The sequence below is a fragment of the Sphingomonas sp. genome, from assembly GCF_042096255.1.
Taxonomy (GTDB): domain Bacteria; phylum Pseudomonadota; class Alphaproteobacteria; order Sphingomonadales; family Sphingomonadaceae; genus Sphingomonas.
The window spans coordinates 1-26,039 of sequence record NZ_JBELLZ010000023.1 but is presented as its reverse complement, the minus strand read 5'-3'; the positions used below and the strand labels follow the sequence as shown (position 1 = coordinate 26,039).

At 68.4% G+C, this 26,039-nt stretch carries 20 protein-coding genes; 13 read left to right on the top strand and 7 right to left on the bottom strand.

Features of this window, described 5'->3' with window-relative positions; translation table 11 throughout:
- Positions 1-17 precede the first annotated feature (17 nt).
- The 3 genes from ACFDTH_RS06710 to ACFDTH_RS06700 are packed head-to-tail and all read right to left on the bottom strand — an operon-like array spanning position 18 to position 3,512.
- Positions 18-1,880, bottom strand: coding sequence for an SLBB domain-containing protein (locus tag ACFDTH_RS06710; protein WP_375286753.1), 1,863 nt, complete (start codon positions 1,878-1,880; stop codon positions 18-20).
- Entirely contained in the window at positions 1,877-2,701 is an 825-nt protein-coding gene (locus ACFDTH_RS06705) for an inositol monophosphatase family protein (protein WP_375286752.1), read from the bottom strand. Before ACFDTH_RS06705 ends, ACFDTH_RS06710 begins: the two co-directional genes overlap by 4 nt.
- Positions 2,702-2,705: 4 nt before the next feature.
- On the bottom strand, positions 2,706-3,512 hold the full coding sequence (locus ACFDTH_RS06700; RefSeq protein WP_375286751.1) for an aldolase/citrate lyase family protein: 807 nt from the start codon (positions 3,510-3,512) through the stop codon (positions 2,706-2,708).
- 117 nt (positions 3,513-3,629) lie between these two features.
- Here ACFDTH_RS06700 and ACFDTH_RS06695 point away from each other — a divergent pair, with 117 nt between their 5' ends.
- The 4 genes from ACFDTH_RS06695 (at position 3,630) to ACFDTH_RS06680 (ending at position 8,186) form a co-directional block, all read left to right on the top strand.
- Positions 3,630-4,187 (top strand): M23 family metallopeptidase, encoded by a 558-nt coding sequence (locus ACFDTH_RS06695; RefSeq protein ID WP_375286750.1) that lies wholly within the window; start codon positions 3,630-3,632, stop codon positions 4,185-4,187.
- A gap of 74 nt (positions 4,188-4,261) precedes the next feature.
- Entirely contained in the window at positions 4,262-4,777 is a 516-nt protein-coding gene (locus ACFDTH_RS06690; protein ID WP_375286749.1) for a sigma-70 family RNA polymerase sigma factor, read from the top strand.
- Positions 4,778-4,810: 33 nt separating this feature from the next.
- Positions 4,811-5,782, top strand: coding sequence for a FecR domain-containing protein (locus ACFDTH_RS06685; RefSeq protein ID WP_375286748.1), 972 nt, complete (start codon positions 4,811-4,813; stop codon positions 5,780-5,782).
- Positions 5,766-8,186, top strand: coding sequence for a TonB-dependent receptor (locus ACFDTH_RS06680; protein WP_375286747.1), 2,421 nt, complete (start codon positions 5,766-5,768; stop codon positions 8,184-8,186). The genes ACFDTH_RS06685 and ACFDTH_RS06680 overlap by 17 nt, the downstream gene beginning before the upstream one ends.
- Positions 8,187-8,587: 401 nt before the next feature.
- On the opposite strand, the gene ACFDTH_RS06675 is transcribed toward ACFDTH_RS06680, so the two are convergent.
- The 4 genes from ACFDTH_RS06675 to ACFDTH_RS06660 all read right to left on the bottom strand — a co-directional run bounded on the left by ACFDTH_RS06675 (position 8,588) and on the right by ACFDTH_RS06660 (position 15,111).
- A complete protein-coding gene (locus tag ACFDTH_RS06675; RefSeq protein WP_375286745.1) occupies positions 8,588-10,081 on the bottom strand; it encodes a tryptophan halogenase family protein in 1,494 nt (497 codons plus the stop codon).
- On the bottom strand, positions 10,078-11,118 hold the full coding sequence (locus ACFDTH_RS06670; RefSeq protein WP_375286743.1) for a cupin-like domain-containing protein: 1,041 nt from the start codon (positions 11,116-11,118) through the stop codon (positions 10,078-10,080). The genes ACFDTH_RS06675 and ACFDTH_RS06670 overlap by 4 nt, the downstream gene beginning before the upstream one ends.
- Positions 11,115-11,807 carry a SapC family protein gene (locus tag ACFDTH_RS06665; RefSeq protein WP_375286742.1) on the bottom strand — a complete coding sequence of 231 codons (693 nt, stop codon included), beginning with the start codon at positions 11,805-11,807 and terminating at the stop codon, positions 11,115-11,117. The genes ACFDTH_RS06670 and ACFDTH_RS06665 overlap by 4 nt, the downstream gene beginning before the upstream one ends.
- A 121-nt stretch (positions 11,808-11,928) precedes the next feature.
- On the bottom strand, positions 11,929-15,111 hold the full coding sequence (locus ACFDTH_RS06660) for a TonB-dependent receptor (protein WP_375286741.1): 3,183 nt from the start codon (positions 15,109-15,111) through the stop codon (positions 11,929-11,931).
- 213 nt (positions 15,112-15,324) lie between these two features.
- Here ACFDTH_RS06660 and ACFDTH_RS06655 point away from each other — a divergent pair, with 213 nt between their 5' ends.
- The 9 genes from ACFDTH_RS06655 to ACFDTH_RS06615 form a co-directional block, all read left to right on the top strand.
- Positions 15,325-16,344, top strand: a complete 1,020-nt coding sequence (locus ACFDTH_RS06655; protein ID WP_375286740.1) for a LacI family DNA-binding transcriptional regulator — start codon at positions 15,325-15,327, stop codon at positions 16,342-16,344.
- Positions 16,345-16,408: 64 nt separating this feature from the next.
- Entirely contained in the window at positions 16,409-18,886 is a 2,478-nt protein-coding gene (locus ACFDTH_RS06650) for a glycoside hydrolase family 3 N-terminal domain-containing protein (protein WP_375286739.1), read from the top strand.
- A 26-nt stretch (positions 18,887-18,912) separates the two neighbouring features.
- The gene (locus tag ACFDTH_RS06645) at positions 18,913-19,926 is read left to right on the top strand and encodes an SMP-30/gluconolactonase/LRE family protein (protein WP_375286770.1); all 1,014 of its coding nucleotides are present in this window, start codon (positions 18,913-18,915) and stop codon (positions 19,924-19,926) included.
- Positions 19,923-22,136, top strand: a complete 2,214-nt coding sequence (locus tag ACFDTH_RS06640; protein WP_375286738.1) for a glycoside hydrolase family 3 N-terminal domain-containing protein — start codon at positions 19,923-19,925, stop codon at positions 22,134-22,136. The genes ACFDTH_RS06645 and ACFDTH_RS06640 overlap by 4 nt, the downstream gene beginning before the upstream one ends.
- 39 nt (positions 22,137-22,175) lie before the next feature.
- Positions 22,176-23,270 (top strand): Gfo/Idh/MocA family protein, encoded by a 1,095-nt coding sequence (locus ACFDTH_RS06635; protein WP_375286737.1) that lies wholly within the window; start codon positions 22,176-22,178, stop codon positions 23,268-23,270.
- Positions 23,271-23,308: 38 nt separating this feature from the next.
- Positions 23,309-23,671 (top strand): phosphoribosyl-AMP cyclohydrolase, encoded by a 363-nt coding sequence (hisI, locus tag ACFDTH_RS06630; protein ID WP_375286736.1) that lies wholly within the window; start codon positions 23,309-23,311, stop codon positions 23,669-23,671.
- Between the two features lie 29 nt (positions 23,672-23,700).
- The gene (locus ACFDTH_RS06625; RefSeq protein WP_375286735.1) at positions 23,701-24,162 is read left to right on the top strand and encodes a hypothetical protein; all 462 of its coding nucleotides are present in this window, start codon (positions 23,701-23,703) and stop codon (positions 24,160-24,162) included.
- A gap of 33 nt (positions 24,163-24,195) precedes the next feature.
- Positions 24,196-24,600, top strand: coding sequence for a MerR family DNA-binding transcriptional regulator (locus tag ACFDTH_RS06620; protein ID WP_375286734.1), 405 nt, complete (start codon positions 24,196-24,198; stop codon positions 24,598-24,600).
- Positions 24,601-24,604: 4 nt separating this feature from the next.
- The coding region (locus ACFDTH_RS06615) for an acyl-CoA dehydrogenase family protein (RefSeq protein ID WP_375286733.1) at positions 24,605-26,039 on the top strand (1,435 nt) is incomplete at its 3' end.

The following is a 26,039-nucleotide window of genomic DNA, read 5'->3' as shown; positions in this document are numbered from 1 at the left end:
TTGGAGGCGCCGCAACATCAGTTCACCGCATTCGCGACGGTGGCGGCGCCGATCACGCTGCCGAACAGGCTGCCGGTGATGTCGCGCAGCCGCGCCCAGAACTCGCCGCGATTGGCGTCGACCGGCACGAAGACGAGGTCGCCGGGCAGCGCAGGCGCGCGCAACGTGCGCTTGCCCTGGGCAAGAACGGTACCGTTGGCGCGAACGACGAAAATCTCTTTCCTGTCGCCCAGCGACTGGATGCCGCCCGCACTCGCCACAGCATCGCCGATCGTCTGGCCGGGCCGGAAGGCAAAGGAGGCGGGGCTGGCGACCGCGCCGAACACGCCGACCGTGACGGGGCGGGTGGGGACGTGGATCGAATCGTTGTTCTCGACGATCAGGTCGGCCGGCAGGGTGGCGGTGGTGACCGGCAGGTCGAAAACGAGGCGGCCGGTGGGCTCGCGCTCGCGCATCTTGGCGACGACCTGGTCGATCAGCTGGAGGTTGCCGGCCGACGCGAGCTGCGCACGGTTGGCGGAGACGAGCGGCTGGGTGCCGAGCAGCAGCTCCATGTCGTCCACTGCGCGGGTGAAGCTCTCGCGTTGCTGCGCCTTCACGCTCTCACGGGTGATAACGCTGGCATAAGGGAAAGCGTCGCGGGTGAGGCCGCCGGCCTCAGCGACGACATCGGCGAGGCGGGTGCCGGGGGCGACATAATAGCGGCCCGGCCGGGCCACTTCGCCGCTGAGGGTGACGAGCACGGGTTGCTGGGCGAGCGGGCGGGCGATGCCGGCGTTGGTCAGGACGCGGATCACGTCGCCGCGGCGCGCCGGGCGGGCGGCGGCCTCGGCGGCGGAGAGTTGCTGCCAGCCGCCGTTGTCGCTGCCCAGCGTGTCGAGGACGAGCAGGCGGCTGGCGTCGGCGACGGTGCTGACGCCGCCGGCATAAGCGATCGCGTCGGAGAGCGTCTCGTTCGCGCCGACCTCGAAGATCGCCTCGCGGTTGACGCTGCCGGTGACGGCGACCTGCGCGCCGGCGGGGGCGATGTGGATGACGTCGCCGGCCCGCAGCACCGCGTCGCCGCTCGTGTCGCCGCGCAGGAGGAGGTCGTAGAGATCGAAGTCGGAGATCGTCCGGCCGTCGCGCACGAGGCGGATCGAGCGGAAGCTGCCGCCTTCGCTCGGGCCGCCCGCCGCGAGCACCGCGTCGACCAGCGTCGTCACGCTGCTGACGACATAGGCGCCGGGCGTGCGCGCGAAGCCGGTGACATAGACGGTGAGCCCGTGGAGGCGGGCCATGCCGACCTCGAGGCGAAAGCCGCGATACTGGCGCGAGACGGCGTTGCTGATCACGCGCTGGAGGTCGCCATAGCGGGTGCCGGCGACGCTCACCGCGCCAACGCCACCGGGGACGAAGATGCGTCCCTCCCGATCGACGGTGAGGCGCAGGTTGGAGCCCTGCACCGGGCCGGAGAGATCGAGGCGGAGCTGGTCGCCGGGATTGATGCGGTAATCGGCCGGGATCGGTGCCGTCGCGGGGAGGGCGAAGCCGCGTGCCTCGGGCAGTAGCAGGGCGCTGCCGAAGCGGCGCAGCGGCTTGCCGGCGACGCTGGAGACATAGGTCTCATATTCGCTGGGCGGCGGGGGTGACGCGTCGGTCTTGGGCTGTGCCGGCGGGGGCACTTCCGGTTCTGGCGGAGCCGCGATCAGCGCGGGGGAAAAGGTGGCGGGCGTCGCCGGGGGGACGGCGACATCGGGGGTGGCGCGGGGGGCAGAGCCACCTCCCGTGCCCGCCTGCACCGCCCCGCCGCCGAGCGGCGAGGCGAGCTGCGCCGCGACAGGCGCGGCAACCAGGGCGAGCGGGATGCTCGCGAACAATCCGGCACGGGCGAACGTCACGCAGCGATCGCCTCATACTGGCCGATGGTGGATAGGGTGGGGCACAGCGCCGTCATGGCCACGTCCCAGACCGGGCTGCTCGACGCGGCGAGTAGCCCGGTCTGGCTCGAACCGACCCGATAGGGGCTCCCGTCCCAATGCGTGGCCCGGCCACCCGCCTCGGTGAGGAACAGCACGCCGGCGGCATGATCCCACGGCAGGATGCGCTGGAAGAGGGCGAGCTGGTTGCGGCCGAGCACCAGCCGCGGATAGCTTTCCGCCGCGCAGCGCGGGATCGGCTCCTGCGCGAAGCGGGTGGCGGAGCGTGTGACGCGGGTGCGCTCGTGCGGCGCCATGAACTGGGTGGCGAGCGCGGCGACCGGGCGGCCCTGCGGCGCGGCGATGCGCGCGGGGCGGCCGTCTATCCAGGCGCCGAGGCCGCGTTCGGCGTGGCACAGACGACCGGTAACCGGATCGAGCATCCAGGAGGCGACCGGATCGCCGTCGGCGACCAGCGCGACCATCATGCCGAACGGGCCGTCGCCGCGCGCGAAGTTCGCGGTGCCGTCCAGTGGATCGACCAGCCAGACGAGGCCGCGACCGACGCCGTGGAGCAGCGCCGGGTGTTCGGCGCAGGCCTCCTCGCCGATCACGCGCGCGCCGGTGCCGAGGCGATCAAGCCCGTCGCGCAGGCGCGTTTCCGCCTCGCGATCGACGCAGGTGACAACCTCACCGGGGCTCTTTTCGCTGATCTCGCTGGCGCTGAGGGTGCGGTAACGTGGCAGCATCACCTCATCGGCCACGGCGCGCATCAGCGCGGCGACATCGCGCGACAGGCTCATCGGATCAGGCCGCCGCGAGGCGCGGCTTGACGGCGCGGGCGGCGCGCTCGCGCATCATGGCGATTCGGGCGGCATCCTCCTCTGCGATGGCGCGGTAATAATCGCGCTTGTTCTCCAGCCAGGCGAGCTCGAACGCAACGGCGAGCGCGATCCCGGCCTCGAAGTCGCGGGTTTCCACGACTGCGCCGTCGAACACGATCTTGCGCGTCTCGAAACGGTCGAGGCGGATCTGGCGCACTGCGCGCAGCGACGCGCCGGCCTCGACCGCGACCGAGCCGCCAACCACCAGCTCCAGTCCCTCGCGGCGGCACGCCTCAGCGGCGATCAGCACCGCATCGGTGATCGCAGGATCGTTTACCGCGCCGCGCGGCATGCCTTTGGAGAGCGTGAAATCGACGCGGCCGAAAACGATGCCGTCGAGGCGATCGGCGGCGATCGGCAGCAGGGTGTCGAGTGCGTCGAGCGTGGACGCGGTCTCGAGATTGAACAAGAACTGGGTGCGGTGCGTGCCCGCGCCATACACCTTGTCGCGCGCATCGGCGAACTTGGAGAGGGCGTAGGGCGTCTCCACCATCGGGGCAATGATGTAATCGGCACCGTAGAGCCGCGAGGCGTGGAGGTCCGACACTGCCTCGCAGCCGCCGATCTTGAGCGCGACCTTGAGGTCGGCGCGGCGGGCGAGATCGAGCAGGCGGAGCAATTCGTCCGGGCGCGTGCCCTCCGCCTCGAACTCTGCCTTGACGGCGACCATGCCGTGCTGGTCGCGGCCCTTCTTCAGCATGTCCAGCATGACGATTTCGCTGGCGTTCATGTCGACCCTCCCGATCGGTCCGTTGGCGTGTTCAGCCGGGGAGACGGGGCCGCGGCGGCGATCCCGCAACGAGAATTTTTGAGTGCGGATCGGGCCGGGCGAGTCCGTGTGGGAGGCATGAGACTTGCCGCCCCGCTCACGCTCGGCACGCTGCTTGCCGCTTCGGCTGCGGCCGGGCAGCCGGGCGTGTCGTCCGGTTTCGGCGTACGCAGCGATCCCTTTTCCGGCAGCCGCGCAGTGCATCGCGGGGTGGACCTGCGCGCCGCGGAGGGAACGCCGGTGCTGGCGGCGGCAGGCGGGGTGGTGCGCTTGGCCGGCTGGCGCGGCGGCTATGGGCTGATGATCGAACTGGTCCATGCAGATGCGACCGCCACCCGCTACGCACATCTATCGCGGCTGCGGGTGCGGCCGTCGCAGATCGTAGTGCAGGGCGAACCGATCGGCGACGTCGGCAGTACCGGGCGCGCGACCGGCAGCCATCTGCATTTCGAGTATCTCGTGGGCGGGGCGGCGGTGAATCCGCTGCCGTATCTCGATGTCGGCATTAAACCGGCCGCTCCGCCGACCAAGACGGTGCCACACCGCTCCGCCTTCGCCGCCGCGCGTGACAGGGAGGCCAGCGCCGCGCAGGCACTGCCGGATGGTCCTACGGCACTGCGGCGGCTGGCGCGATGACGGCGCTGGCCTTTGCGCCACCCGAGTTGGGGACGGGGGGCTTGGCAAGGGCGAGGCGGGATGCTTTCCCGCGCATGGTGGAACCGGATTCGAAACCTGACGGGCTGGCGCGCGTCCTTGTCGACGAGCGGGCGCGGTTGCTTCGATTCCTCGCCGCGCGTGGTGCGGGGGACGAGGCAGAGGACGTGCTGCAAGACTTGTGGCAACGCATCGCCAGCACGCCGCAGCAGCCGATTGCCGATCCGATTTCGTACCTGTTTCGCGCCGCGGAGAATCTGATGCGCGATCGGCGGCGCAGCACCGCCAGCCGAGAGCGGCGTCAGCAGGACTGGTATGACCTGCACAATGATGGCGAGACGCCGCCGGGCGAGGCGGCGCTCGTCGCGCGCGAGCGGCTGGCCGAGGCGGAGGCGGTGCTTGCCGCGCAGGGGCCGCGCGTCAGCCAGGTGTTCCGTCGCTTTCGTCTCGACGGGGAAGGACAGGCGGCGATTGCGCGCGAGCTGGGGGTGAGCCTCAGTTCGATCGAGAAGGACTTGCAGAAGGCCTATCGCGCACTGGCGCGATTGAAGGCGAAATTCGATGCGGAATAGGCGGCACCGCTCCGTCTTAACGGGGATATGGGCATGATCGTCGAACCGGATGATGGCGTGTGCGAGGTGGCGCGCCGGTGGGCGATCCGCCTGCGCGACCCGGCGTTCGCCGATTGGGACGGCTTTACCGGGTGGCTTGAAGCGAATCCGGCGCACAATGGGGCCTATGAGGCAGCACTTGACGAGATGGAGGGTGCGGACGCGTTCTTCGATGCGCCGCCCCACACGGCCTCGCAGCCTGTTTGGACTCCCGCGGATGGGACGGCGCCGCGTCGCCCGCCGCGCTGGCGGATGCCGGCGATGGCAGCGGGCGTGGCGGCGCTGGCGGTTGGCGGCGGATGGCTGGCACTGGAACGCGGCGTGCCGCAGACCTATGCCACCGCCGCGGGCGAGCGGCGCACCATCGAGCTGGCGGACGGGTCGCGTGTGCTGCTCAACGGGAACACGCGGGTGACGCTCGACCCCGGCAACACGCGGCAAGTGGCGATGGCGAGCGGCGAGGCGCTGTTCGAAATTCGGCACGATGCCGCCAGTCCCTTCGTCGTCACCATGTCGGACAGCACGCGGCTGGTGGACGCCGGCACCACGTTCAACGTGGTGGAGGATCGCGGCACGCTGGACGTGGCGGTCGCGGAAGGCGCGGTGATCTATCAGGGGAAGGGCGCCGACCTGCGCCTCGCGCCGGGCGAGATGCTGAGCCGCGACGGCTCGGATGCGACGCCGGTGAAGGGCCGGATCGAGACCGGATCGGTCGGTGCGTGGCGCACCGGCTATCTGCAATTCGCCGATGCGCCGCTGGACGATGTGGCGCGGACGCTGTCGCGCAATCTGGGCGTGCCGGTCTTCGTCGATCCTGCGGTGGCGGGCCGGCGCTTCTCCGGATCGGTGATGCTGGATGGCGGCGCGGAGGCGGTGATCGCGCGGGTCGGGCCGCTGCTGGGTGTGCCGATCGCGCGTGCCGGCAAGGGGTGGAGGATGATGCCGCCAGATGGTGCGCGTCCGTAGCTCCGTCCCCCTGATCGCCGCGCTTGCCGTCGCTGCCGTCCCCGCCGCCGCGCAGGAGCGTCCGGCAGCGATCGAGGTGCCCGCCGCAGGCGCGGGTGATGCGGTGCGGCTGCTCGCGAGGCAGGCGCGGATCAGCATCGGCTTTCGCGATCCGCGCATCGCCCGGCTGCGCCTTCGCGCTTTGCGCGGGCGCTACACGCCGGCGCAGGCGCTGGAGCGGCTGCTGGCAGGCACCGGTACGGTGGCGCGACGGGTGGCGCCGGCCAGTTACGTCATCGAGCCGGCACCGCCAGCGCCTCGGCCGGTGCGCTTGGCCGGACCGACTGCCAGGCCAAAGCCCGCGGTGCAGGTGGCCCAGAGCGCGCCGGGCGACATCATCGTCACCGCGTCTAAGCGTGAGATACCGCTGTCCGACTATCCCGGCGGCGCGCAGGTGATCGACGGCGACGTGCTGTCGCTGGCGGAGGCGGCGCGCGGGACTGACCTGATCGAATCGCGCGCGGCGAGTGTCAATTCGACGCATCTCGGGCCGGGACGCAACAAGCTGTTCATCCGCGGCATCGCCGATTCGAGCTTCGTCGGCCCGACACAGGCGACGGTGGGACAATATTGGGGCAACAGCCGCATCACCTATAGCGCGCCCGATCCCAGCCTGCGCCTGTACGACGTCAAGAGCATCGAGGTGCTGGAGGGGCCGCAGGGCACGCTGTACGGTGCCGGCTCGCTCGGCGGCGTGGTGCGGGTGGTGCCCAATGCGCCCGACGCCACCGCGACGAGCGGGCATGTTTGGGGCGGGGTGCAGGCGACGCAGCATGGCGACCCGAGCGTGGATGGCGGCGTGATCCTCAATGCGCCGATCATCGAGGATCGGCTGGCGCTACGCGTGCTCGGCTTCGGCGGTGTGGAGGGTGGCTATATCGACGATCGCCAGCGCGGGCTGGACGACGTCAATCGCGTGTCCACCATCGGCGGGCGCATCGCGTTGCGCTACGCCCCGGCAAGCGATCTCACGATCGACCTGACCGGCCTGGGGCAGCGGATCGTGGGCGACGACAGTCAATATGCCGATCGCCTCACCGACGGCCTCAGCCGGGCGAGCGGTATCCCTCAGCCCTATCGCAACGTTTATTGGTTGGGCGACGTGGTGGTGCGCAAGACGTGGGGCCCGATCGAATGGACCAGTTCGATCGGTTACTCCGACCAGCATGTGTTCGAGCAGTTCGAAGGCGTGGAGCTCGCCGATGCGGCCTCTCCCATTATCTCGCCGGCGCGCGACGCCCCGCAGACCGCCTTCGCGCAGGACAATCGGATCGCGATGCTCACCGCGGAGATGCGCCTCGCGCGACGCGACGGCGCGGGTGCAGGCTGGCTGATCGGCGCAAGCCTGCTGCACAACCGTGCGCGCGTCGCGCGGCAAATGGGCCCGGCGTTCGATCGCACGCGGCTGACCGGGGTCCGCAACTCGGTCGATGAAGAAACCTTGTACGGCGAATATGCGCTGCATCCTATCGCGAGCACCACGCTGACGCTCGGGGGCAGGCTGACGCACACGTCGCTCGGCGGGCGATCGCAGGACGTCAGCGAGGCGCTGGCGCTGCGAGTCGATCCGCGCGCCGGGGATATGCGGGAGGAAACCCGCTTTCTTCCCTCCGCCGCGTTCGTCTGGCGCCCGTCCGACCAGGCCAGCCTGTTTCTGCGTTACCAGGAGGGTTTTCGGCCCGGGGGCATCGCGGTGCGGCAGGATTATGTCCAGCGCTTCGCCGGTGACCGCGTCGCGACCTATGAAGCCGGCGGGCGGATCGGCAGCCGGGCGATGGATGGCACGCTCACCGTGTCGCACACGCGGTGGCGCAGCATCCAGGCGGATATCGTCGACGGCTTCGGCTTTCCGACCACTGCCAACATCGGCGATGGGGTAATCTGGTCGATCGGCACCTCGCTGCGTTGGCGCCCGGTCGTCGGCCTCGAGCTCGACGCCGCCTTGTACCTCAATGACAGCCGCATCACCCAGCCGGCGCTGAGCATCCTGCCGGCCAGTACCGGCGCAATCGACCAGAGCCGTTTGCCCAACGTCGCCGATCGTAGCGGACGGATCGGCCTGCGTTACGCCGGTGATCTCGGCCGCGGCGAGCGGTTCGATGTGAACGGCTATACGCGCTATATTGGGCAATCAACGCTGGGCATCGGCACGATCCTTGGCAGGCTGCAGGGTGACTACGTCGATACGGGCCTTGAACTCCGGGTCGGCAATGATCGCCGTGGGATCAGCCTCACCGCTACCAACCTGCTGGATGCCCGTGGCAACCGGTTTGCCCTCGGCTCGCCGTTCCTGATCCGCGAGCAAGAGCAAATCACGCCGCTACGGCCGCGCACGATCGGTATTCACTTCGACTTTACCTACTGACGGAGCCGAACAGCGCGCTGATAAAGCATGTGCTGACAAGCCGGCGCCGCTATTTGCCGAACAGCGCCGCCAATCCTTGTCAAGGTGCAGAACAGTACGGCCGTCCAAGACTAAGCGGATCACGACGCGCATCCATCATCCGCGCGACGTTGCTGCCGGAGCATTGTCCGACTCCTTGTCTTTGCGGAGACACTAGCCTGCCGATCGACCGGCAGTTGGAAACGCAAGAATCTCTAGCGCAGAGAGCGCCGTATCGCGGACGGCCTGCCTAGTCTATCGACCCAGGAGCGACACCGCCTTCGTGAAAACGGGACAGAACAGGATCCAAGTTAAGCCGCATTAGCGTTGTAACATTGAAAATGTCTTCCATCGAGAACCACACTTTGGCGGATACACCACGATCATGTCTGGCCTTGAAGCTTGATGTCATAGCCCTCGAGAAATGCCTGGTGTTGGGGCAGGCGTGAAACCGCGCCGGTGATGCCGGCGGCAAGATCGTCCAGTGTCTTCGCTAGTCGCGCGGGTGGCATGATACTGCCCAGGGGATGGTGGCGGCGTGGCTCCAGACGCTGGCCGAGCATCACCTGAACCCAGGAGGCGACGCGGAACAGGTCATGACTGTCCTGATAAGCCTGCGCGCCTTCCGCGAACAGCGCGATGCGTTCGGCCAGACTGTCCGGCACCGTCATCTCGCGGCACCTCTGCCAGAACGGCTCGGGGCGCTGATTTAGGTGGTAATGGAGAATGATGAAGTCGCGCACGCCCTCGATCTCGCGTCGTGCCTGATCGTTGAAGCGTGCGACCGCGGCCTCGCTGATCCCGCCCGCCGGGAACACCTGCAACAGCCGTGTCAGCGCGATCATGATGAGGTGGATGCTTGTCGATTCGAGCGGTTCGACGAAGCCGGAGGCAAGGCTGAGCGCGATGCAATTGCCCTCCCAGGCGCGCAGCCGCCGACCGGTGCGGAAGCGGATCGGGCGCGGCTCGACCAGCCGCTCGCCCTCGACGGATGCGTAGAGGCGTGCCTGCGCCTCATCGTCGGACAGATAGTCGCTGGAATAGACCAGGCCATTGCCGACGCGGTGCTGGAGCGGGATGCGCCATTGCCACCCCGCGTCATGCGCGATCGCCCGGGTATAGGGTCGTGCCGGCTCGACCGCGGCGGTCTGAACGGGCAGGGCGCGGTCGGTCGGAAGCCAATGGCTCCAATCCTCGAAGCCGACGCCCAACGCGTCGCCGATCAGCAGCGCGCGAAAGCCGGTGCAGTCGAGGAACAGGTCCCCCTCGATCCGGCGATCGTCGGCAAGGACGAGGGCAGCGATATGGCCGCTTTCGGCGTGACGCTCGACGCGGGCGATGCGGCCCTCGACCCGCGTCAGGCCCGCGGCCTCGCAGCGGGCGCGCAGATAGTGCGCGTAGCGGCCGGCATCGAAGTGATAAGCGTAGTTGAGCGGCGGTTGGCTGTCCGTGGCGAAGCGGCCCGCGTCGGCCGCCTGATGCTCCAGGTTGTAGGCGCCCAGCTCCCTCGCGATCCCCTGGTCCCGTGCCTCCAGCCAGAAATGGTGGAAGTCGCCCATCCACGTCGATCGGCCGAGATCCCCGAACGAGTGGATGTAGCGATCGCCTGCGCGTGCCCAGTTTTCGAAGGATATACCGAGCTTAAAGCTGGCGCCGGTCGCGCTGACGAACTCGCGTTCGTCGAGGCCGATCAGAGTATGGAAGGCGCGCACAGTGGGGATAGTAGATTCACCGACGCCAACCGTGCCGATCTCCTCCGATTCGACCAGGGTGACATCGACGATCGCGTCGAGCTGGCGGGTCAGGATGGCGGCGGCGAGCCAGCCGGCCGTGCCGCCGCCGGCGATCACCACACGGGTCTTCGGGCGGGCGTTCATCGGTTGAGCCGATCGAGCAGCCTGGCGCGCAGTCGCCGCGCCGCGCGCTCATCAAGCGGGGCGAGATCCCCGCGCGCCATTTCGGGCAGGTGCGCCGCAGGCTGGTCTGGCGGACCGAAGACGTAATAGTCGAACATCGCCCGCCAGGCCTGCTTCTCGGCGTCGGGCCGGTCGCGCAGTGCGAGCAGGCCATGGAGCAGCGTGGTCATCGGCGTGTCCATGAAGGCGGGCGCGGCGTTCCACCAGTAGTTGACCAGCACGTTGAACGGGTCGAGCGCCTCGACATTGTGCCACCACAGGGCCGGATAGAAGAGCACGTCGCCAGGCTCGAGATCGGCGACCTGTGCGGCGGCAAGCGCGTCGATGAAACGCGGGTAGCGGTCAAGGTCGGGCGCGCGCAGGTCGACCATGCTGACCACCTGGCCGCCGGGCGTGGGCTCCAGCGGACCGGGATAAAGGTTGGCGACCTGATCGGGCGGGAAGAGCGTGAAGCGACGGCGTCCGACCATGCAACAGGCCAGGTTGTTCGACATGTCGTAATGGGTCGCGGCGATTGTACGATTGCCGATCCAGATGCTGGCGAGCGGCGCGACATGGCCTGGCGCGGGGGCGGGCAGGGGAAGGTCGTTCTCGCTGCGAAAACCCGGCAGATAACCGTCGAGATCGGTGGAACCGATGTAGCGCGCGGGTGCATCCGGTCCGTCCAGCGTCGCTGCGATCGCGTCGAGATAGGCGGCCAGCCCGACGCGGCTCGCCTCGAAGTTGAGGCCGCTCCAGTCCTCGCGATAGAAGAACCGGCCGCCGATCGCGGGCGGGCCGGTATAGCCGACGACGGGCCGTCCGGCATCGAAGCGTTTCAGATAGGCGATCGCCTTCCCGGCGCCGTGCCGCCCGGCGGCGACCAGCGGCCAGCCCGCCGCCATGCCGCGAAAGATCACCGGCTCTTGCGTTTCGAGCAGAGCGTCTGGGCACAGATCCCGCGCGGCCACGCCGGCGACCTCGCGCACAGCTCGTGGAGCGGGGAGGCCGACGGTCATCCCCGGCGGGCGTTCTTGAGTTCGATCAGCCGAGCGACATTGCCCAGAGAGGCGGCGGCCATGGTCGCGGCGCGCAGCATGCCGCTGCGGTGTAGCGGGAGCAGCGCTGCCGCGGGCAGGTCGGCCAACCGGGCCTCGTCCAGCGTGAACACGTCCGCTATGGTGTAGCTGGCGCCGTCACCGAGCTGGACGTCGAGCGCACGGGCTCGCAGCAGGCCAAGCTCGTCCAACGCGGTGAAAAAGGGCGCGATGCTGTTCCGGCCGTGCCCGATCGCCTCGATCACCGCGGTGATGTGCTGGAGATATGGCGTGCTGCCGCCGTGCGGAAGAAACAGCGGCTCGCCATCGTCGGCACCTACGCGCGCATCATCGAGATCGATCAGAGGCAGGCCGCCCGTCGGATCGGCGGTGAACGGCCCGCGCTGCTGGAGCACGGGTACGTATCGTGCCGTCCAGGCGACGTCGGCGAGGAAGAGGTTCTCGTCGAGGTCGAGGCCGAGCAGCGCCACCGCATAGAAGCGGCCCTGATCGTCGCGGCGGAACAGGATCGGATAGTCGCGCTGGACCTGCTCGAACTCGGTCGGGAACACGAGCAGCTGGTTGACGGCATCGCCGAAAGCCGCGCCGTGGCGCCGCGCCACGGCGAGCCCCGCATGATCCACATTGTCGAGCTTCACCCAGTTCGCCATCGGCGACGCGCCTCTCCTTTGATGCAAAGATGATAGGAACCGCCCGCCACGGCACAATGAAAAAGACTGAGCAAAAAAAACGGGGCGGCCGCGGGTGCGACCGCCCTAGGGGAGGCTCGGATCAGAACCGGTAGCGCGCGCCCAGCAGGAAGCGCGGCTTCAGCTCCTGCGCGAACACGAGGGCGGTGCGATCGCGGCCATATTGCACTACCGGCTCGCTGGTGAGGTTCACGCCTTCGAACGACAGCGCGACACGATCATTCAGATCGTAGCTGATGTTGAAGTCGAGCGTGCCGAAGGAGTCGGTGAAGGTCGGGTTGCGATCGTCGCCCTGGTTGGTCGCGGACAAGTATTTGTCGCGCCAGTTGTAGGTGACGCGGGCCGACAGCCCGTTCTTGTCGTAGATCAGCGATGCGTTGGCACTGTCCCCCAGCCCGGTCAGCGCGAACACGTTGACGTCCGGGCTGGAGGTGACGTCGACGTTCACGTTGCCGTTCACCTTGGTGTACGAGGCTGCAACGCCGAAGCCGGTCTCGCCGAAGAAATGCTGCCCGGCGATTTCAAAGCCGTAGATGCGGCCGTCCTGATTGTTGATCGGCTGCGAGATGGCGAAGTTGAACAGCGGGTCCTGCGCGTTGGCGATCACGTCCACCGCGCCGAGCAGCGTGTTGGCATAGGCCTGGTTGAACTCGCCGTTGGACGAGTTGGCACGGTATTCCGCGTCTGCCGCCGCCGTGTCGCCGCCGTTCTGCTGGAGCAATGCGGTGTAGCTGAACAGGTTGAGGTCGTTGATCGTCGCACCGAGTGCCGTCAGTCGATCGCGCGCCGTGCCCGAGCGCGAGCCCGGCGCTCCGGCGGAAGGATCGCGCAGGCCGAAGGCATCGCGGTTGAAGATGCCCGAGCCCAGGAAGTTGCGGACGCGCTTCTCGAAGAAGCCCACCGAAATGAAGCTGGACGGCTTGTAATACCATTCGACCGACACGTCGAAGTTGTCGGATACCAGCGGCTTGAGGTTGGCGTTGCCGCTGGTGCCGGTGCCGACGCCGTCGAGCGCGGTCGGGCGGGTCGGCCCGCCCACCGTGGTGGAGGCGAACAGGCTGCTATATTCGGGCCGTGCCAGCGTCCGGCTCGCCGAAGCGCGCGCGATCAGGTTGCGGGCCACTTCGATGTTGAAGTCGATGGCGGGCAGCAGGTTCGAATACCGGCCACGCTGCGAGACCGACACCGGCGTCGCCGTGGCGGCGTTCGGCAGCACAACCGAGAAGTCGTTGTCCGATTGCCAGATGATCGCTGTCGGCGCGACCTGACGCGCGAACGAGCGGGTGCGCGTCTCCTCGTAGCGGGTGCCGAACACCAGGTTCGCGGCGCGTCCGGCGATCTCTCCCTTCCAGGTGATCTGCCCGTAGACCGACCACACCTTCTCGTTGACGCGGTCAAAGTCGATCGCGTTGGTGTTCACCGGGTTACCCGCGTAGTTCGACGACAGCAGGTTGAGCAGGCTGAGCGCGTTGCCGCGGAACGCCACCCTGGCCGGGCCCTGCGACCGCGGGTTGAACTTGTCGAACTTGCAGGTGAGACAGAAGGTGTCGACCAGGTCGGGTCCCAGGCGCGAGATGATGCCGGGATCGCCGATGCCCCAATCGCCCAGCTGCTGCTGCGTCTGGGTGCGGGCGCTGGTCATCACCGTATCGGTATAGCTGCCGCCGACATCGAAGCGGCTGCCGCCGCCCAGATCCCAGCCAAGATCGGCGCGGCCGGCGTTGATCCGTTGGCGCTGGCTGGACGAGATGGTGCGGGCGACCTGAGAACCGAGGTCGCCGAGGTCGAGCTCGCCATTGCCGTTGCCGCGGATAGCATCGTTGATCACCTGCGTCTGCACCGGGAAGCCGCTGGAGAAGTCGACCGATTGGGTCAGGCCGACCGGGGCGCCGAGGCTGACCAGGGTCGCGGAGGTGCCGTTGGGATTGTCGGGGGTCGACTTCGACAAAGCATGATAGCCGTCGAGATTGAGCGTCACGGCGTCGGTGATCTCCCACTTGCCGTTAAGGCCGTAGGACTGGAGCTGCGTCTTGGTTGCGCGCAGCTGCTGCTCGTATCCATAATCCTTGGTGCCATCGTCGGTGCGCTCCAGGAACACCGCCGTGGGGATCGCCGAGTTGCCGCCGAACTCGACCGCGTCGAACGGACGGTTGAACCAGTTGGTCTGCTCCGACCGGATCTCGCGCAGCTTGTTCTGGGCGAACAGCGCGTCGGCGGTGAAGGTGATCGTATCGACCGGCCGCCATTGGGCGACGGCCTGGGCGTTGATGCGCTCGCGACGGTTGTCGGAGAACTGGTAGCGGCTGTCGTTCGGGATCAGCACGTATTCGGATGTCGGCGGATTGGTGATCTGCGTGTTGGCGCTGATGTAGTCGCCCGGGTCCAGGAAGTCGGCGGTGCTGACGACGTTGAAGTAGTTGGGCGCGCTCTGTGCGGAGGTGCTGTCACGGCGCTGATAGCTGCCGAACACCGAGACGCCGAACCGCTGGTCCGGATCGCTCCAGCTGATCAGGCCCGAAAGCTCGGGCAGCACGCGATTTTTCTTCTGGCTTTCGGTCTGCTCGACGGTGGTGTCGTAGAGCGCCTTGGCACCCATCGAGCCGGACAGGCCCGACTCCCGTGCATCCAGCGGCTTGCGCGTCACGATGTTGATCGACGCACCGATGCCGCCCGAGGGGATGGCGGCGCGGCCGGTCTTGTACACCTCCAGTGCGCTGACGCCTTCGGACGCGAGGTTCTGGAAGTCGAACGAACGGCTGGTGCCGCGCGCAAAGTCCCCCGAGGCGCTGGTGTCGATGTTGGAGGCGGGGAGCTGTCGGCCGTTCAGCGTCACCAGGTTGAAGCCGCCGGAGAAGCCGCGGACCGAGACCTGCGAGCCTTCGCCGTTGACGCGATTGATCGACACGCCGGTGATGCGCTGGAGCGATTCGGCGAGGTTGGTATCCGGGAACTTGCCGATGTCCTCGGCCGAGATCGCGTCCACCACGCCGGCGGAGTTGCGCTTGATATCGATCGCACGATCAAGGCTGGCGCGGATGCCGGTGACGACGATGTCGGCGGTTACCTCCTCGGGATCCTGGCCGGTGGGCTGGGCGGTGCTGCCTACCTGCGCGGAGGCGTCGTCCGGCTGCGCATTGCTGGCTTGCGAGCCCGATTCGGCAGCACTGACCTGCGCCTGTGCTGCCACTGGCAGAGCGGCGCCGGCCGTGATGGCGAGCATGGAAACCGAGCGCGCCAGCGCCGACAGACCTACCGATCCCTTCATTATCTCTCTCCCCGTTCCGCAGTTCCGCGGCTTGATTCGGTGGCTCTTCGACCACAATGGTATCGCTATCATGTTGTCTGACGTTGTCAACGACCAGAAGCCGATTTTCGAAGAAGTTGCGCGGACGTAAGCTGACGACGAGTCATTTACTTGGCCAATTTGGTTGAACTACTCAGACAACGTCGTCAGAACGCGCCGGGAGGTGGAGGTGGCATGAAGAAGGGGCGGCGCGCGACGATCATCGACGTGGGGCGGCATGCGGGCGTGTCGGCCAAGACGGTGTCGCGCGTCTTCAACGCCGAGCCGCACGTCAGCGAGGCGTTGCGCGAACGGGTCCATGCCGCCGCCAAGGAACTGAACTACCATCCGAACATGATGGCGCGCGCGCTGGTGCGGCAGCGATCGCACCTGATCGGGCTGGTTTATGAGAACCCGTCGCCAAGCTACGTCACCGAACTGCAGATGGGCGTACTGCAGAGGTTGCGGGACGAGCGATACCAGCTGGTGGTGCTGCCCGTCACCTCCATCTCCGAGCGGGCGGGCGAAGTGGTCGGGCTGCTGCGCTCGGCGGCGCTCGACGGGGTGGTACTGGCGCCGCCGGCGTCGGACCACCCCGGCATCCTCGCTGATCTGGCGACCGCCGGCATCCGCTGTGCCCGCATTGCGCCGACGCGGCTGCTCGATGCGGCTCCCGGCAACACCGTTGATGACGTTACGGCGGCGCGCGAGATCGCGGAACATCTCATCAGTCTCGGCCACCGTGACATCGCGATCATCAAGGGAGATCCGACGCATGCGTCCTCGGAGGCGCGGCTGCTGGGCTACAGTCAGGCGTTCTTCGGTGCGGGACTGACGATGCGGCTCGATCGCATCGAGCCCGGTGATTATACGCGGGAAAGTGGCCACGCTGCCGCCGCCCGCCTGCTAGACCAAAATGACCGGCCGACCGCGATTCTCGCGCAGAATGACGAGATGGCGGTGGGCGCGCTGATTGCGGCGCGCGAGCGCGGGCTCGGCGTGCCTGATCAGTTATCGATCGCTGGCTTCGATGACTCGGACATCGCCAGGATCGCGTTGCCGGCCCTCACCACCGTTCGCCAACCGGTGTTCGAGATGGCGGTGGAGGCAACGGACATGGTGATCGCGCAGCTGGAAGGCGTGCCATTCCGTCCATTGAGCGCCCATCGACACGAACTGGTGATCCGACAATCGTCCGCACCGCCTTCCGCTTGACACAATTGACAACGTTGACAAGAGTGTGTCGGCCAGAACAAATCAGCACGGCGGGAGAGTCTTGATGCACCATTCACGATCGCGCCGTGCCGGCAGGTGCCTGATCTTGGCGGCGGCGCTGCTGTCGACGGGAGCGATCGCGCAGGACGCGACGGTGCATCCGGGCCAATGGCCAAAAGCGCTCTGGCCAGTCGCGCGCGATCCCAAGATGGAAGCGCGCATCGCCGCCATCCTCCGCGGAATGAGCGCGGAGGAGAAGGTGGGGCAGGTGATCCAGGCGGACATCGCCAGCGTCACGCCCGAAGAGGTGAAGCGATACCATCTCGGCTCGGTGCTCAACGGCGGCAATTCGGGGCCCGGGGGCAACGATCTGGCGCCGGCGCGCGACTGGCTGGCCTTGGCGGACGCCTTTTGGGCGGCTTCGGTGGACAAGAGCGGCGGCGGCAGCGGTGTGCCGGTGATCTGGGGCACCGATGCGGTGCACGGTCATTCAAACATCATCGGCGCGACGCTGTTCCCGCACAACATCGGGTTGGGCGCGGCACGCGACCCGGACCTAATCCAGCGGATCGGCACCGCCACCGCCGCCGAAATCCGCGTGACCGGACAGGAATGGACCTTCGCGCCGACGATCACGGTGCCACAGGATCCGCGCTGGGGCAGGGCCTATGAGGGCTATTCATCCAATCCGGCGCTGGTCTCCAGCTATGCCGACCGCATGATTCTGGGATTGCAGGGCGCGCCAAATGCAGGTCCACTGCTGAAGGGCCCGTACGTCCTTGCCTCCACCAAGCACTTCCTGGCGGATGGCGGCACGGCCGAGGGGCGCGACCAGGGCGATGCGCGGATCGACGAGGCGACGCTGCGCGACGTTCACGGCAAGCCTTACGGCCCCGCGATTGGCGCGGGCGTGGCGACGGTGATGACCAGCTTTTCAAGCTGGAACGGTCTGAAGATCGCCGCCAACCGCGGGCTGGTGACCGAGCTGCTGAAGGGGCGGATGAACTTCGACGGCTTCGTGGTCACGGACTGGAACGCGCACGGCCAGCTGCCCGGTTGCACCAACGCCAGCTGCCCGACCGCGATCAACGCTGGCGTCGACATGTACATGGCGCCCGACAGTTGGAAGCCGCTCTATCAGTCGCTGCTGGCCCAGGTGAAGGACGGCACGGTGCCGATGGCGCGGCTGGACGACGCGGTGACGCGCATCCTCCGGGTCAAGATGCGCCTCGGCCTGTTCGAGGCGGGCAAGCCCTCGTCCCGACCGCTCGCCGGCCGGTGGGAGCTGCTTGGCGCGCCCGCGCACCGGGCGATCGCGCGCGAGGCGGTCGGCAAATCGCTGGTGTTGCTGAAGAACCAGGGCGTGCTGCCGGTGAAGGCCGGCGCGGAGGTTCTGGTCGCAGGAGACGCCGCTGACGATATCGCGCGTCAGTCCGGCGGCTGGACGCTGACGTGGCAGGGCACGGGCCTGACCAACGCGAACTTCCCCGGGGCCACCTCGATCTGGACCGGCATCCGCGAGGCGGTGACCAAGTCCGGCGGGCGAGCGACGCTGAGCGCCGATGGCCACTTCGCGAAGAAGCCCGACGTGGCAATCGTGGTTTTCGGGGAAACTCCGTACGCCGAGTTCCAGGGCGACCTGAAGACGCTGCGACTGCGCCCCGAACTGCGCGGACAGGTCGAGACGATGCGGCGGCTCAAAGCGGCGGGCGTGCCCGTGGTGGCGGTAATGCTGACCGGCCGACCGCTGTTCACCGGGCCCGAGCTAAACCTGGCTGATGCCTTTGTCGTCGCCTGGCTGCCCGGAAGCGAGGGCGCGGGCGTTGCCGATCGGCTGATCGCGCCGCGCGACGGCGCCGCGCCCGTTTTCACCGGGCGCCTCTCCATGCCGTGGCCGGCCAGCGCGCGCGCCGAAGGTCCGGCGCTGTACCCGCTCGGCTACGGCCTGTCGGGTCAGGAGCCTGCCAGCGCGTGGCAGTCAGTACCGGAGGACCCTGGGGTAGCTGACGATGGCGCCGGATCGACGTTCATGGATGACGGGCTGCCGGCAGCAGGCTGGTCGCTCCAGGTCGAGGATAGCGGCCAGAGCACGCGGATCACCACCCTGCCGGTGGCGAGTGCCGGCGGCAGGGTGCAGGTGACGGCCGTTGACGCGCGCGTGCAGGAAGGTGCGCGCGCATTCGAACTGGCGGGGGGCGGCAGGCAGGAGGTCGTGCTCGCCGCACCGGCGCCGCTGGATCTCAGCCGGCAGGCGAATGGCGCGATGATGATAGTCGCAACCATGCGGTTCGACTCCGCGCCCGCACGGGATGCGGTAGTCGGTGCACGCTGCGCTGAAGGCTGTGGCAACGGCGTATCGCTCGCCCCGGCGGCTGCGATCCGCGGGCGCTTCATCACGGTCGGCGTGCCGTTGCGGTGTTTCGGCCCCACGCTCACGTCGCTGGAGGCGCCGCTGGTAGTGCGCACGACCGGCGCCATGCGCTTCGCGCTCTCGCGGGTTGCGTTGGGGACGAGCGCGGACCAGGTCCTCGCCTGCCGATGACGCAAGAGCCCCGAGCCATGACCGAGATGATCCGCCGTCGCACGCTTCTGGCCGGGCTGGCAGCGAGCGCGTTGACCACAACTGCTCGGGCCGCGGCTCCGCGCGAGGCGCCGCCGCGCGGCATCGTTCGTCTCGATCCGGCGCTGGACGCTTTGCTGGGAGAGGACGCCCAGGTCGATGTGCTGGCGCGGGGCTTCACATGGGCGGAAGGGCCAGTTTGGGTGGATCGAGACGGCGGCTATCTGCTGTTCAGCGATCCGCCCGCGAATGTGGTTCACCGCTGGTCTGCGGACACGGGGGTGACCCGCTTCCTCGATCCGGCGGGATTACAGACCCCCGTCCCGGCAACGATTCGCGAAGCGGGCGCGAACGGACTGGCGCTCGATGCCGAGGACCGGCTGCTGATCGCGGACAGCGGCACGCGTGCGATCGTGCGGCTGGACCTCGCGACCCGTCGCCGCACCATCCTGGTGGACCGGTTCGAGGGCAAGCGCTTCAATAGCCCCAACGATCTCGTCGTTGCCCGCAACGGCACGATCTACTTCACCGATCCGCCGTACGGGCTGACCGATGGCGACGACTCGTCCCTGCGCGAGCAGCCGGTGAACGGCCTTTACCGCCTCGATCCAGACGGGCGCGTCCGGCTGCTGGACGGCAGCCACCGTCGACCGAACGGCATCGGGCTCTCGCCGGACGAGGATATGCTGTACCTCGCCCTTTCCGATGAGGTGCGCCCGCAGGTGCTCGGCTATTCGCTCGGGCCCGACGGCTTGCCGACCGGCGCGCGCGTGTTCCACGACATGCGCGCGCACGCTACGCAGGGCTGGCCCGGGCTGCCGGACGGTATGGACGTGGCGCCGGACGGCCATGTGTTCGCGACCGGGCCCGGCGGGGTCCATGTGCTCGCGCCGGATGGACGGCTGCTCGGCATCGCCGCGACGGGCAAGGCCATCGCGAATTGTTGCGTAGGGGAGGGCGGCCGCAGCTTGTTCCTCACCTCGCATGACCGGCTATGCCGCGTGCGGCTCCGCCCGCGATGATCGAAATCGGGCGCCGCGCGATTCTGACGGCCGGTGCCACGGCCGCGCTGCCGGTCGCGCTCCGATCAGCGGTGCGACCCCTGGAGGCGCGTCATCGCACGCACATCGCCGACCTTGTCGCGCGAATGACGCTGGACGAGAAGGTCGGACAGCTGACCCAACTGGCGGGGGGCCGCCAGAAGGCGCTCAACTCCCGGATCGACACCGCCGCGCTGGAGGCGGTGCGGCGGGGCGCGGTCGGCTCCTACCTCCATGTGGCGGGCGCCGCGCCGCTGCAGGCGTTGCAGAAGGTGGCGGTGGAGGAATCGCGGCTAGGCATCCCGCTGCTGTTCGCGGCGGACGTGGTGCACGGCTTTCGTACCATCGCCCCGGTGCCGCTGGCGCTGGCTGCAAGCTGGGATCCGGGACTCGCAAAGGCGGCGGCGCGCATGGCGGCGGTGGAGGCCGAGGCCGCCGGCCTGCATTGGACCTTCGCGCCGATGGTCGACATCGCGCGCGATCCCCGCTGGGGGCGCGTGGTAGAGGGGGCTGGGGAGGACCCGTTCCTGGGTGCGGCCATGGCGCGTGCGCAGGTCGCGGGCTTTCAGGACGGGGCGGCAAGCGTGCTCGCCTGCGCCAAGCACTTCGGCGCCTATGGCGCGGCAGCGGGCGGTCGCGACTATGACAGCGCCGACGTGTCCGAGCGGACGCTGCACGAGACCTACCTGCCGCCCTTCCACGCCGCAATGCAGGCTGGCGCGGCGACGATGATGGTCGCGTTCAACGATCTGGGCGGCGTGCCCTCGACCGCGAACGCCGAGCTGGTGCGGCACCTGTTGCGGGAGCGCTGGGGCTATCAGGGGCTGGTCGTCAGCGATTGGAATGCGGTGCAGGAGCTGATGGCGCATGGTGTTGCGGCCACGCCGGCACAGGCTGCCACGCTCGCGCTGCGCGCCAGCATCGACATGGACATGGCGAGCGGCACCTATGCCGCGGGGCTGGCGGAAGCGGTCGGGACGGATGCAAGCCTGCTGCCACTGCTCGACGAGGCCGTCGGCCGTGTGCTCGCTGCCAAGGCGCGCGCCGGGCTGTTCGATGCGCCGCTGGCGATCGGCAGCGCAGCGCGCGAGCGAAGGCTGCCGCTTTCGCCCGCGCACCGGCGGGTCGCGCGCGCGGCGGCGCGTGCCTCGATCGTGCTCTTGCGCAACGACGGCGAGGTGCTGCCGCTGCGCCGGGACACGCGCGTCTCGCTCGGCGGGCCGCGCGCGGACGACGCATCCTCGCTGCTCGGCTCCTGGCGCGCGCAGGGGCGGCCCGAGGAAACCCTGTCGCTGCGGCAGGCGCTCTCGGCGTCGGGAGCGCGGCTTGTCGACGCCGCCGCCGCGGATGTGCTGCTACTGGCGATCGGCGAGGATTTCGACGCCAGCGGCGAGGCGCGCAGCCGGACCGATATCGCGCTGTCCGCGGACCAGCAGGCGCTGCTCGCGGAGGCGCGCGCCACCGGCAAACCCGTGGTCGTCATTTTGATGAATGGCCGACCGCTCGCGCTGGAGGCCGTGCTCGGCGGCATTCCCGCGGTGGTCGAGACATGGTTCCTGGGCACCGAAGGCGCTGCCGCCCTTGCCGATGTGCTGTGGGGCCGGGCATCGCCGGCTGGCCGTCTGCCGATCGGTCTGCCGCGCACCTCGGGGCAGGTGCCCGCAACCTATGCGCACCTGCCGACCGGGCGTCCCGCCGATGCGGACCTCGCCAAGGATACCGCCCGTTACCGCGACGTCGAAGTCGGACCCCTTTTCCCGTTTGGTCACGGGCTGAGTTACACGCGCTTCGACTATTCGGCGCTGGCCCTCGACAGGAGCACGATCAGCCCGGACGGTTCAGTGCGGGTGAGTGTGTCGGTGACGAACCGGGGCTCCCGCGACGGAGAAGAGGTGGTGCAGCTCTATCTGCGCGATCCGCTTGCAGCCGTCGCGCGGCCGGTGCTGGAGTTGCGCGGCTTTGCCCGGGTGCCGATCGCGGCGGGCGCGACCCGGCGGGTGACCTTCACGATTGTCGCGGGCCATGTCGCCTTCTGGTCGCACGAGGGTTGGCGGATCGAGGCGGGGCAGGTGGAGGTGATGGTGGGCGCCTCTTCCGCGGACATCCGCGCACGGGCCAGCTTCACGATCAGCGCGAACGGCCAAGCCCATCGTCCGGCCGCGGCAGTGCCAACGCCGGTGGAAATCGGGTAAGCAGAGGCCGGGGGGCACCGATCCGACAGGGAGAGCGAGATGACCGACCGACGTAGCATCCTGGGAAGCCTCGGCCTCGGCCTTGCCGGCGCAATGGCCACCGGCACACTCAAGGCCGCGTCGCCTCGCCGCCCCTTCGGCTATGCGGTGGTGGGCCTCGGCTCCTATGCGACGCGGCAGATCATGCCCAATTTCAAGGGGTGCGACCATGCGCGGCTCGTCGCCCTCGTCAGCGGCACGCCGGAAAAGCTGGAGCGCTACGGCGCCGAATACGGCATTCCGCCGACCCACCGCTACAGCTACGCCACCTTCGACACGATCCGCGACAATCCCGACGTCGACGCGGTCTATGTGATCCTGCCTAATGCGATGCACGCCGAATACACGATCCGCGCGGCACAGGCGGACAAGCATGTGATGTGCGAGAAGCCGATGGCGGTCTCGGTCGCCGAGGGCGAGGCGATGATCGCGGCATGCCGCCGCGCCGGCAAGCGGCTGATGATCGGCTATCGTTGCCGGTTCGAACCGCATAACCAGCTTGCAATCGAGCTGGCCCGCGGCGGGCATGTCGGCCCGACCCGGCTCATCACCGCCGAACATGGCTTCAACGCCCGGACGAACCAGTGGCGGCTGGACCGGGCGCTCTCCGGCGGCGGATCGCTGATGGACATCGGCATCTACAGCCTTAACGCGGCCCGCTACTTGACCGGAGAGGAGCCGGTGGAGGTCAGCGCCATCGAAGCGACCGATCGCAATGATCCTCGCTTCCGTACGGTGGAGGACCGGATCAACTTCCTGCTCCGCTTTCCGTCCGGGATCGAGGCGGTCTGCGTTTCCAGCTATAGCTCCAACCACAATGCCTATCGCGTCACGGGCACCGATGGCTGGATCGATATGGAGCCGGCCACACCCTACGAAGGCCACGCGATGCGCATCCGGCGCGACGGCAGCACCGCGCCGCGCACCGTTCCGCCCGCGCGGCGCAACCAGTTTGCGGCGCAACTCGATCACCTGGCGGAATGCGTCGCGGCGGGAACGGCACCGATCGTTCCGGGCGAGGAGGGGCTGGCTGACCTGAAAGTGATGGCGGCAATCTATCGCTCGGCGGCGGAGCGGCGGCACGTGGCGCTGTGACGCTGTCCTTCGCGGCGCGGCAAGCCTAGGCACGGCGCATGACCGATCCGCGCGAAACGGGCCTGACGCTCGACCCGAAATATGATGCCGCCGACCTCGTCACCGCCGTCGTCACCGATGCTGGCACCGGCGAGGTGCTGATGGTCGCGCACATGAATGCCGAGGCGCTGGCGGCAACGCGCGCATCCGGCTTCGCCACCTTTTGGTCGCGCAGCCGCCAGGCTTTGTGGCGCAAGGGAGAAACCTCCGGCAACCTGCTGACGGTCAAGGAAATCCGGATCGACTGCGATCAGGATGCGCTGTGGATCATTGCCGAGCCCGAAGGACCGGCGTGCCACACCGGGGCACGCAGCTGCTTCTACCGGCGCATCGGCGATGATGGCCTGGAGCCCATCGACTGATGGTGCGGGTCTTGCCGGCGGTCGTCTCAATGACCCTGCTGCTCGGCTGTCAGCGTGCGGACTCGCCGGAAGCCACCAACGCCGGCGCTGCGCTGGAGGCTGCCGCGCTGAAGCGCGGGCTGGTCCGCGATCCTGCCCTGGTCGATCCGGTCGGTGCCTTTGCGGGGGAGACCGACCGCGTCTGCATCGTGCCGCGCGAGGATGGCTACACGATCGGCGCGGCGGTGGATTACGGCGAGGGGCAGGGCTGCGTTGCGCGCGGCACGGCGCAGGGCAGGGCGAAGCTGGAGGTGCGGCTGAGCGAGGATTGTCGCTTCACCGCGGCGCTCGATGGCGACCGGATCGTCTTCCCCGCATTGCTCCCCGCCGGCTGCGACCGGACCTGCCGCGGACGGGCCTCCCTCTCGACCCTTTCGGCCGAACGGCTGAGCGCCTCCGAGGCCGAGGCGCGCAGCCTGCCCGCGCCGGACGGGCAGGTGCTCTGCGGTTGACGCTAACGTAAGGGGAATGTAGCGAGCACAGGCATGACGGTGTCCGCCCACGCCTCGATCGCGCCCCGTGACGATCGCGAGTCGTACACGATCACTGACCTTTCGGCAGAGTTCGCCGTAACCCCGCGGGCGCTGCGTTTCTACGAGGACGAGGGTCTGATCGCGCCAGAGCGGCGGGGCACCACCCGCATCTACTCGCATCGCGATCGCGCGCGGCTCGCCTGGATTCTCCGCGGGAAGAGGGTGGGCTTCAGCCTCGCCGAAATCCGCGAGATGATCGATCTCTACGACGTCGGGGATGGGCGACACACGCAACGCGCGGTGACGCTGGACCGTTGTCGCCAGCGGATCGCCGCTCTGGAAGCACAGAAGCACGACATCGACGCCGCCCTCGCCGAACTCCACGACTTCGTCTCGCTGGTCGAAACAAGGACCTGATCCCATGCCGCAATACTCGCCCCCCGTCCGTGACACCCGCTTCGTGCTGGAGCATGTCGTCGGGCTCGATCGCTACGCCAATGTGGAGGGGTTCGCCGCCGCCACGCCCGACACCGTCGATGCGGTGCTGGAGGAGGGCGGCCGCTTCGTTGCCGAGGTGCTGTTCCCGCTCAACCTTTCGGGCGACCAGGAAGGCTGCACGCGCCACGCCGACGGCAGCGTCACCACCCCGGCGGGCTTCAAGGAGGCCTATGCCCGCTTCGTCGAGTCGGGCTGGGGCACGCTGAGCGCTCCGGAAGCGTTCGGCGGGCAGGGGATGCCGCACGTCGTCTCCACCGCATTCCAGGAGTATATGATCTCCGCCAACATGGCCTTCGCGATGTATCCGGGCCTCGCCCATGGCGCGATCGCAGCACTGGTGGCGAAGGGTTCGCCCGAGCAGCAGGAGAAGTACCTGCCCAGGATGGTGTCGGGCGAGTGGGGCGGCACCATGAACCTGACCGAGCCGCAGTGCGGCACCGATTTGGGTCTGATCAAGACCAAGGCGGAGCCGCAGGCGGACGGGTCCTACAAGATCACCGGCACCAAGATCTTCATCTCGGCCGGCGAGCACGACCTGACCGAGAACATCATCCACCTCGTCCTTGCCAAGACTCCCGGCGCGCCGGACAGCTCGAAGGGCATCAGCCTGTTCGTGGTGCCAAAGGTGATGGTGGGCGACGACGGCTCGCTGGGCGAGCGCAACGCGGTGTCGTGCGGCTCGATCGAGCACAAGATGGGCATCCACGGCAACGCCACCTGCGTGATGAACTATGACGGTGCGACCGGTTGGCTGGTTGGCGAGGAGATGAAGGGCCTCGCCGCGATGTTCATCATGATGAACGCCGCGCGCCTCGGCGTCGGCCTGCAGGGCCTGGGCGTCGCCGAGACCGCGTACCAGAATGCGGTTCAGTACGCCGGCGACCGCCGCCAGGGCCGCGCGCTGACCGGCCCGGCCGAGCCGCAGGAGAAAGCGGACACCCTGTTCGTCCACCCGGACGTGCGTCGCATGCTGATGGATGCCAAGGCCTGGACCGAAGGGCTGCGCGCCTTGTGCCTTTGGAGCGCGCTTCAGGTCGACCTCGAGCATCGGGCGGGCAGCGAGGAGGAGCGCCAGACCGCCGCGGACCTGATCGGCCTTCTCACCCCGGTGATCAAGGGCGTCGGCACCGACAAAGGCTATGAGATCGCCACCAATGCGCAGCAGGTCTATGGCGGCCACGGCTATATCGTCGAATGGGGCATGGAGCAGTACGTTCGAGACGCCCGCATCGCTCAGATCTACGAGGGCACCAATGGCGTGCAGGCGATGGACCTCGCCGGGCGCAAGTTGGCGCAGAACGGCGGCCGTGCGGTGCAGTTGCTGTTCAAGATCGTCGCTGAGGAATGTGCCGCAGCCA

Coding starts and splice junctions, on each gene's coding strand:
- ACFDTH_RS06705 (WP_375286752.1), bottom strand. CDS start 2,701: ATGAGCCTGTCGCGCGATGTCGCCGCGCTGATGCGCGCCGTGGCCGAT.
- ACFDTH_RS06700 (WP_375286751.1), bottom strand. CDS start 3,512: ATGAACGCCAGCGAAATCGTCATGCTGGACATGCTGAAGAAGGGCCGC.
- ACFDTH_RS06695 (WP_375286750.1), top strand. CDS start 3,630: ATGAGACTTGCCGCCCCGCTCACGCTCGGCACGCTGCTTGCCGCTTCG.
- ACFDTH_RS06690 (WP_375286749.1), top strand. CDS start 4,262: ATGGTGGAACCGGATTCGAAACCTGACGGGCTGGCGCGCGTCCTTGTC.
- ACFDTH_RS06685 (WP_375286748.1), top strand. CDS start 4,811: ATGATCGTCGAACCGGATGATGGCGTGTGCGAGGTGGCGCGCCGGTGG.
- ACFDTH_RS06680 (WP_375286747.1), top strand. CDS start 5,766: ATGGTGCGCGTCCGTAGCTCCGTCCCCCTGATCGCCGCGCTTGCCGTC.
- ACFDTH_RS06675 (WP_375286745.1), bottom strand. CDS start 10,081: ATGAACGCCCGCCCGAAGACCCGTGTGGTGATCGCCGGCGGCGGCACG.
- ACFDTH_RS06670 (WP_375286743.1), bottom strand. CDS start 11,118: ATGACCGTCGGCCTCCCCGCTCCACGAGCTGTGCGCGAGGTCGCCGGC.
- ACFDTH_RS06665 (WP_375286742.1), bottom strand. CDS start 11,807: ATGGCGAACTGGGTGAAGCTCGACAATGTGGATCATGCGGGGCTCGCC.
- ACFDTH_RS06660 (WP_375286741.1), bottom strand. CDS start 15,111: ATGAAGGGATCGGTAGGTCTGTCGGCGCTGGCGCGCTCGGTTTCCATG.
- ACFDTH_RS06655 (WP_375286740.1), top strand. CDS start 15,325: ATGAAGAAGGGGCGGCGCGCGACGATCATCGACGTGGGGCGGCATGCG.
- ACFDTH_RS06650 (WP_375286739.1), top strand. CDS start 16,409: ATGCACCATTCACGATCGCGCCGTGCCGGCAGGTGCCTGATCTTGGCG.
- ACFDTH_RS06645 (WP_375286770.1), top strand. CDS start 18,913: ATGATCCGCCGTCGCACGCTTCTGGCCGGGCTGGCAGCGAGCGCGTTG.
- ACFDTH_RS06640 (WP_375286738.1), top strand. CDS start 19,923: ATGATCGAAATCGGGCGCCGCGCGATTCTGACGGCCGGTGCCACGGCC.
- ACFDTH_RS06635 (WP_375286737.1), top strand. CDS start 22,176: ATGACCGACCGACGTAGCATCCTGGGAAGCCTCGGCCTCGGCCTTGCC.
- hisI (WP_375286736.1), top strand. CDS start 23,309: ATGACCGATCCGCGCGAAACGGGCCTGACGCTCGACCCGAAATATGAT.
- ACFDTH_RS06625 (WP_375286735.1), top strand. CDS start 23,701: ATGACCCTGCTGCTCGGCTGTCAGCGTGCGGACTCGCCGGAAGCCACC.
- ACFDTH_RS06620 (WP_375286734.1), top strand. CDS start 24,196: ATGACGGTGTCCGCCCACGCCTCGATCGCGCCCCGTGACGATCGCGAG.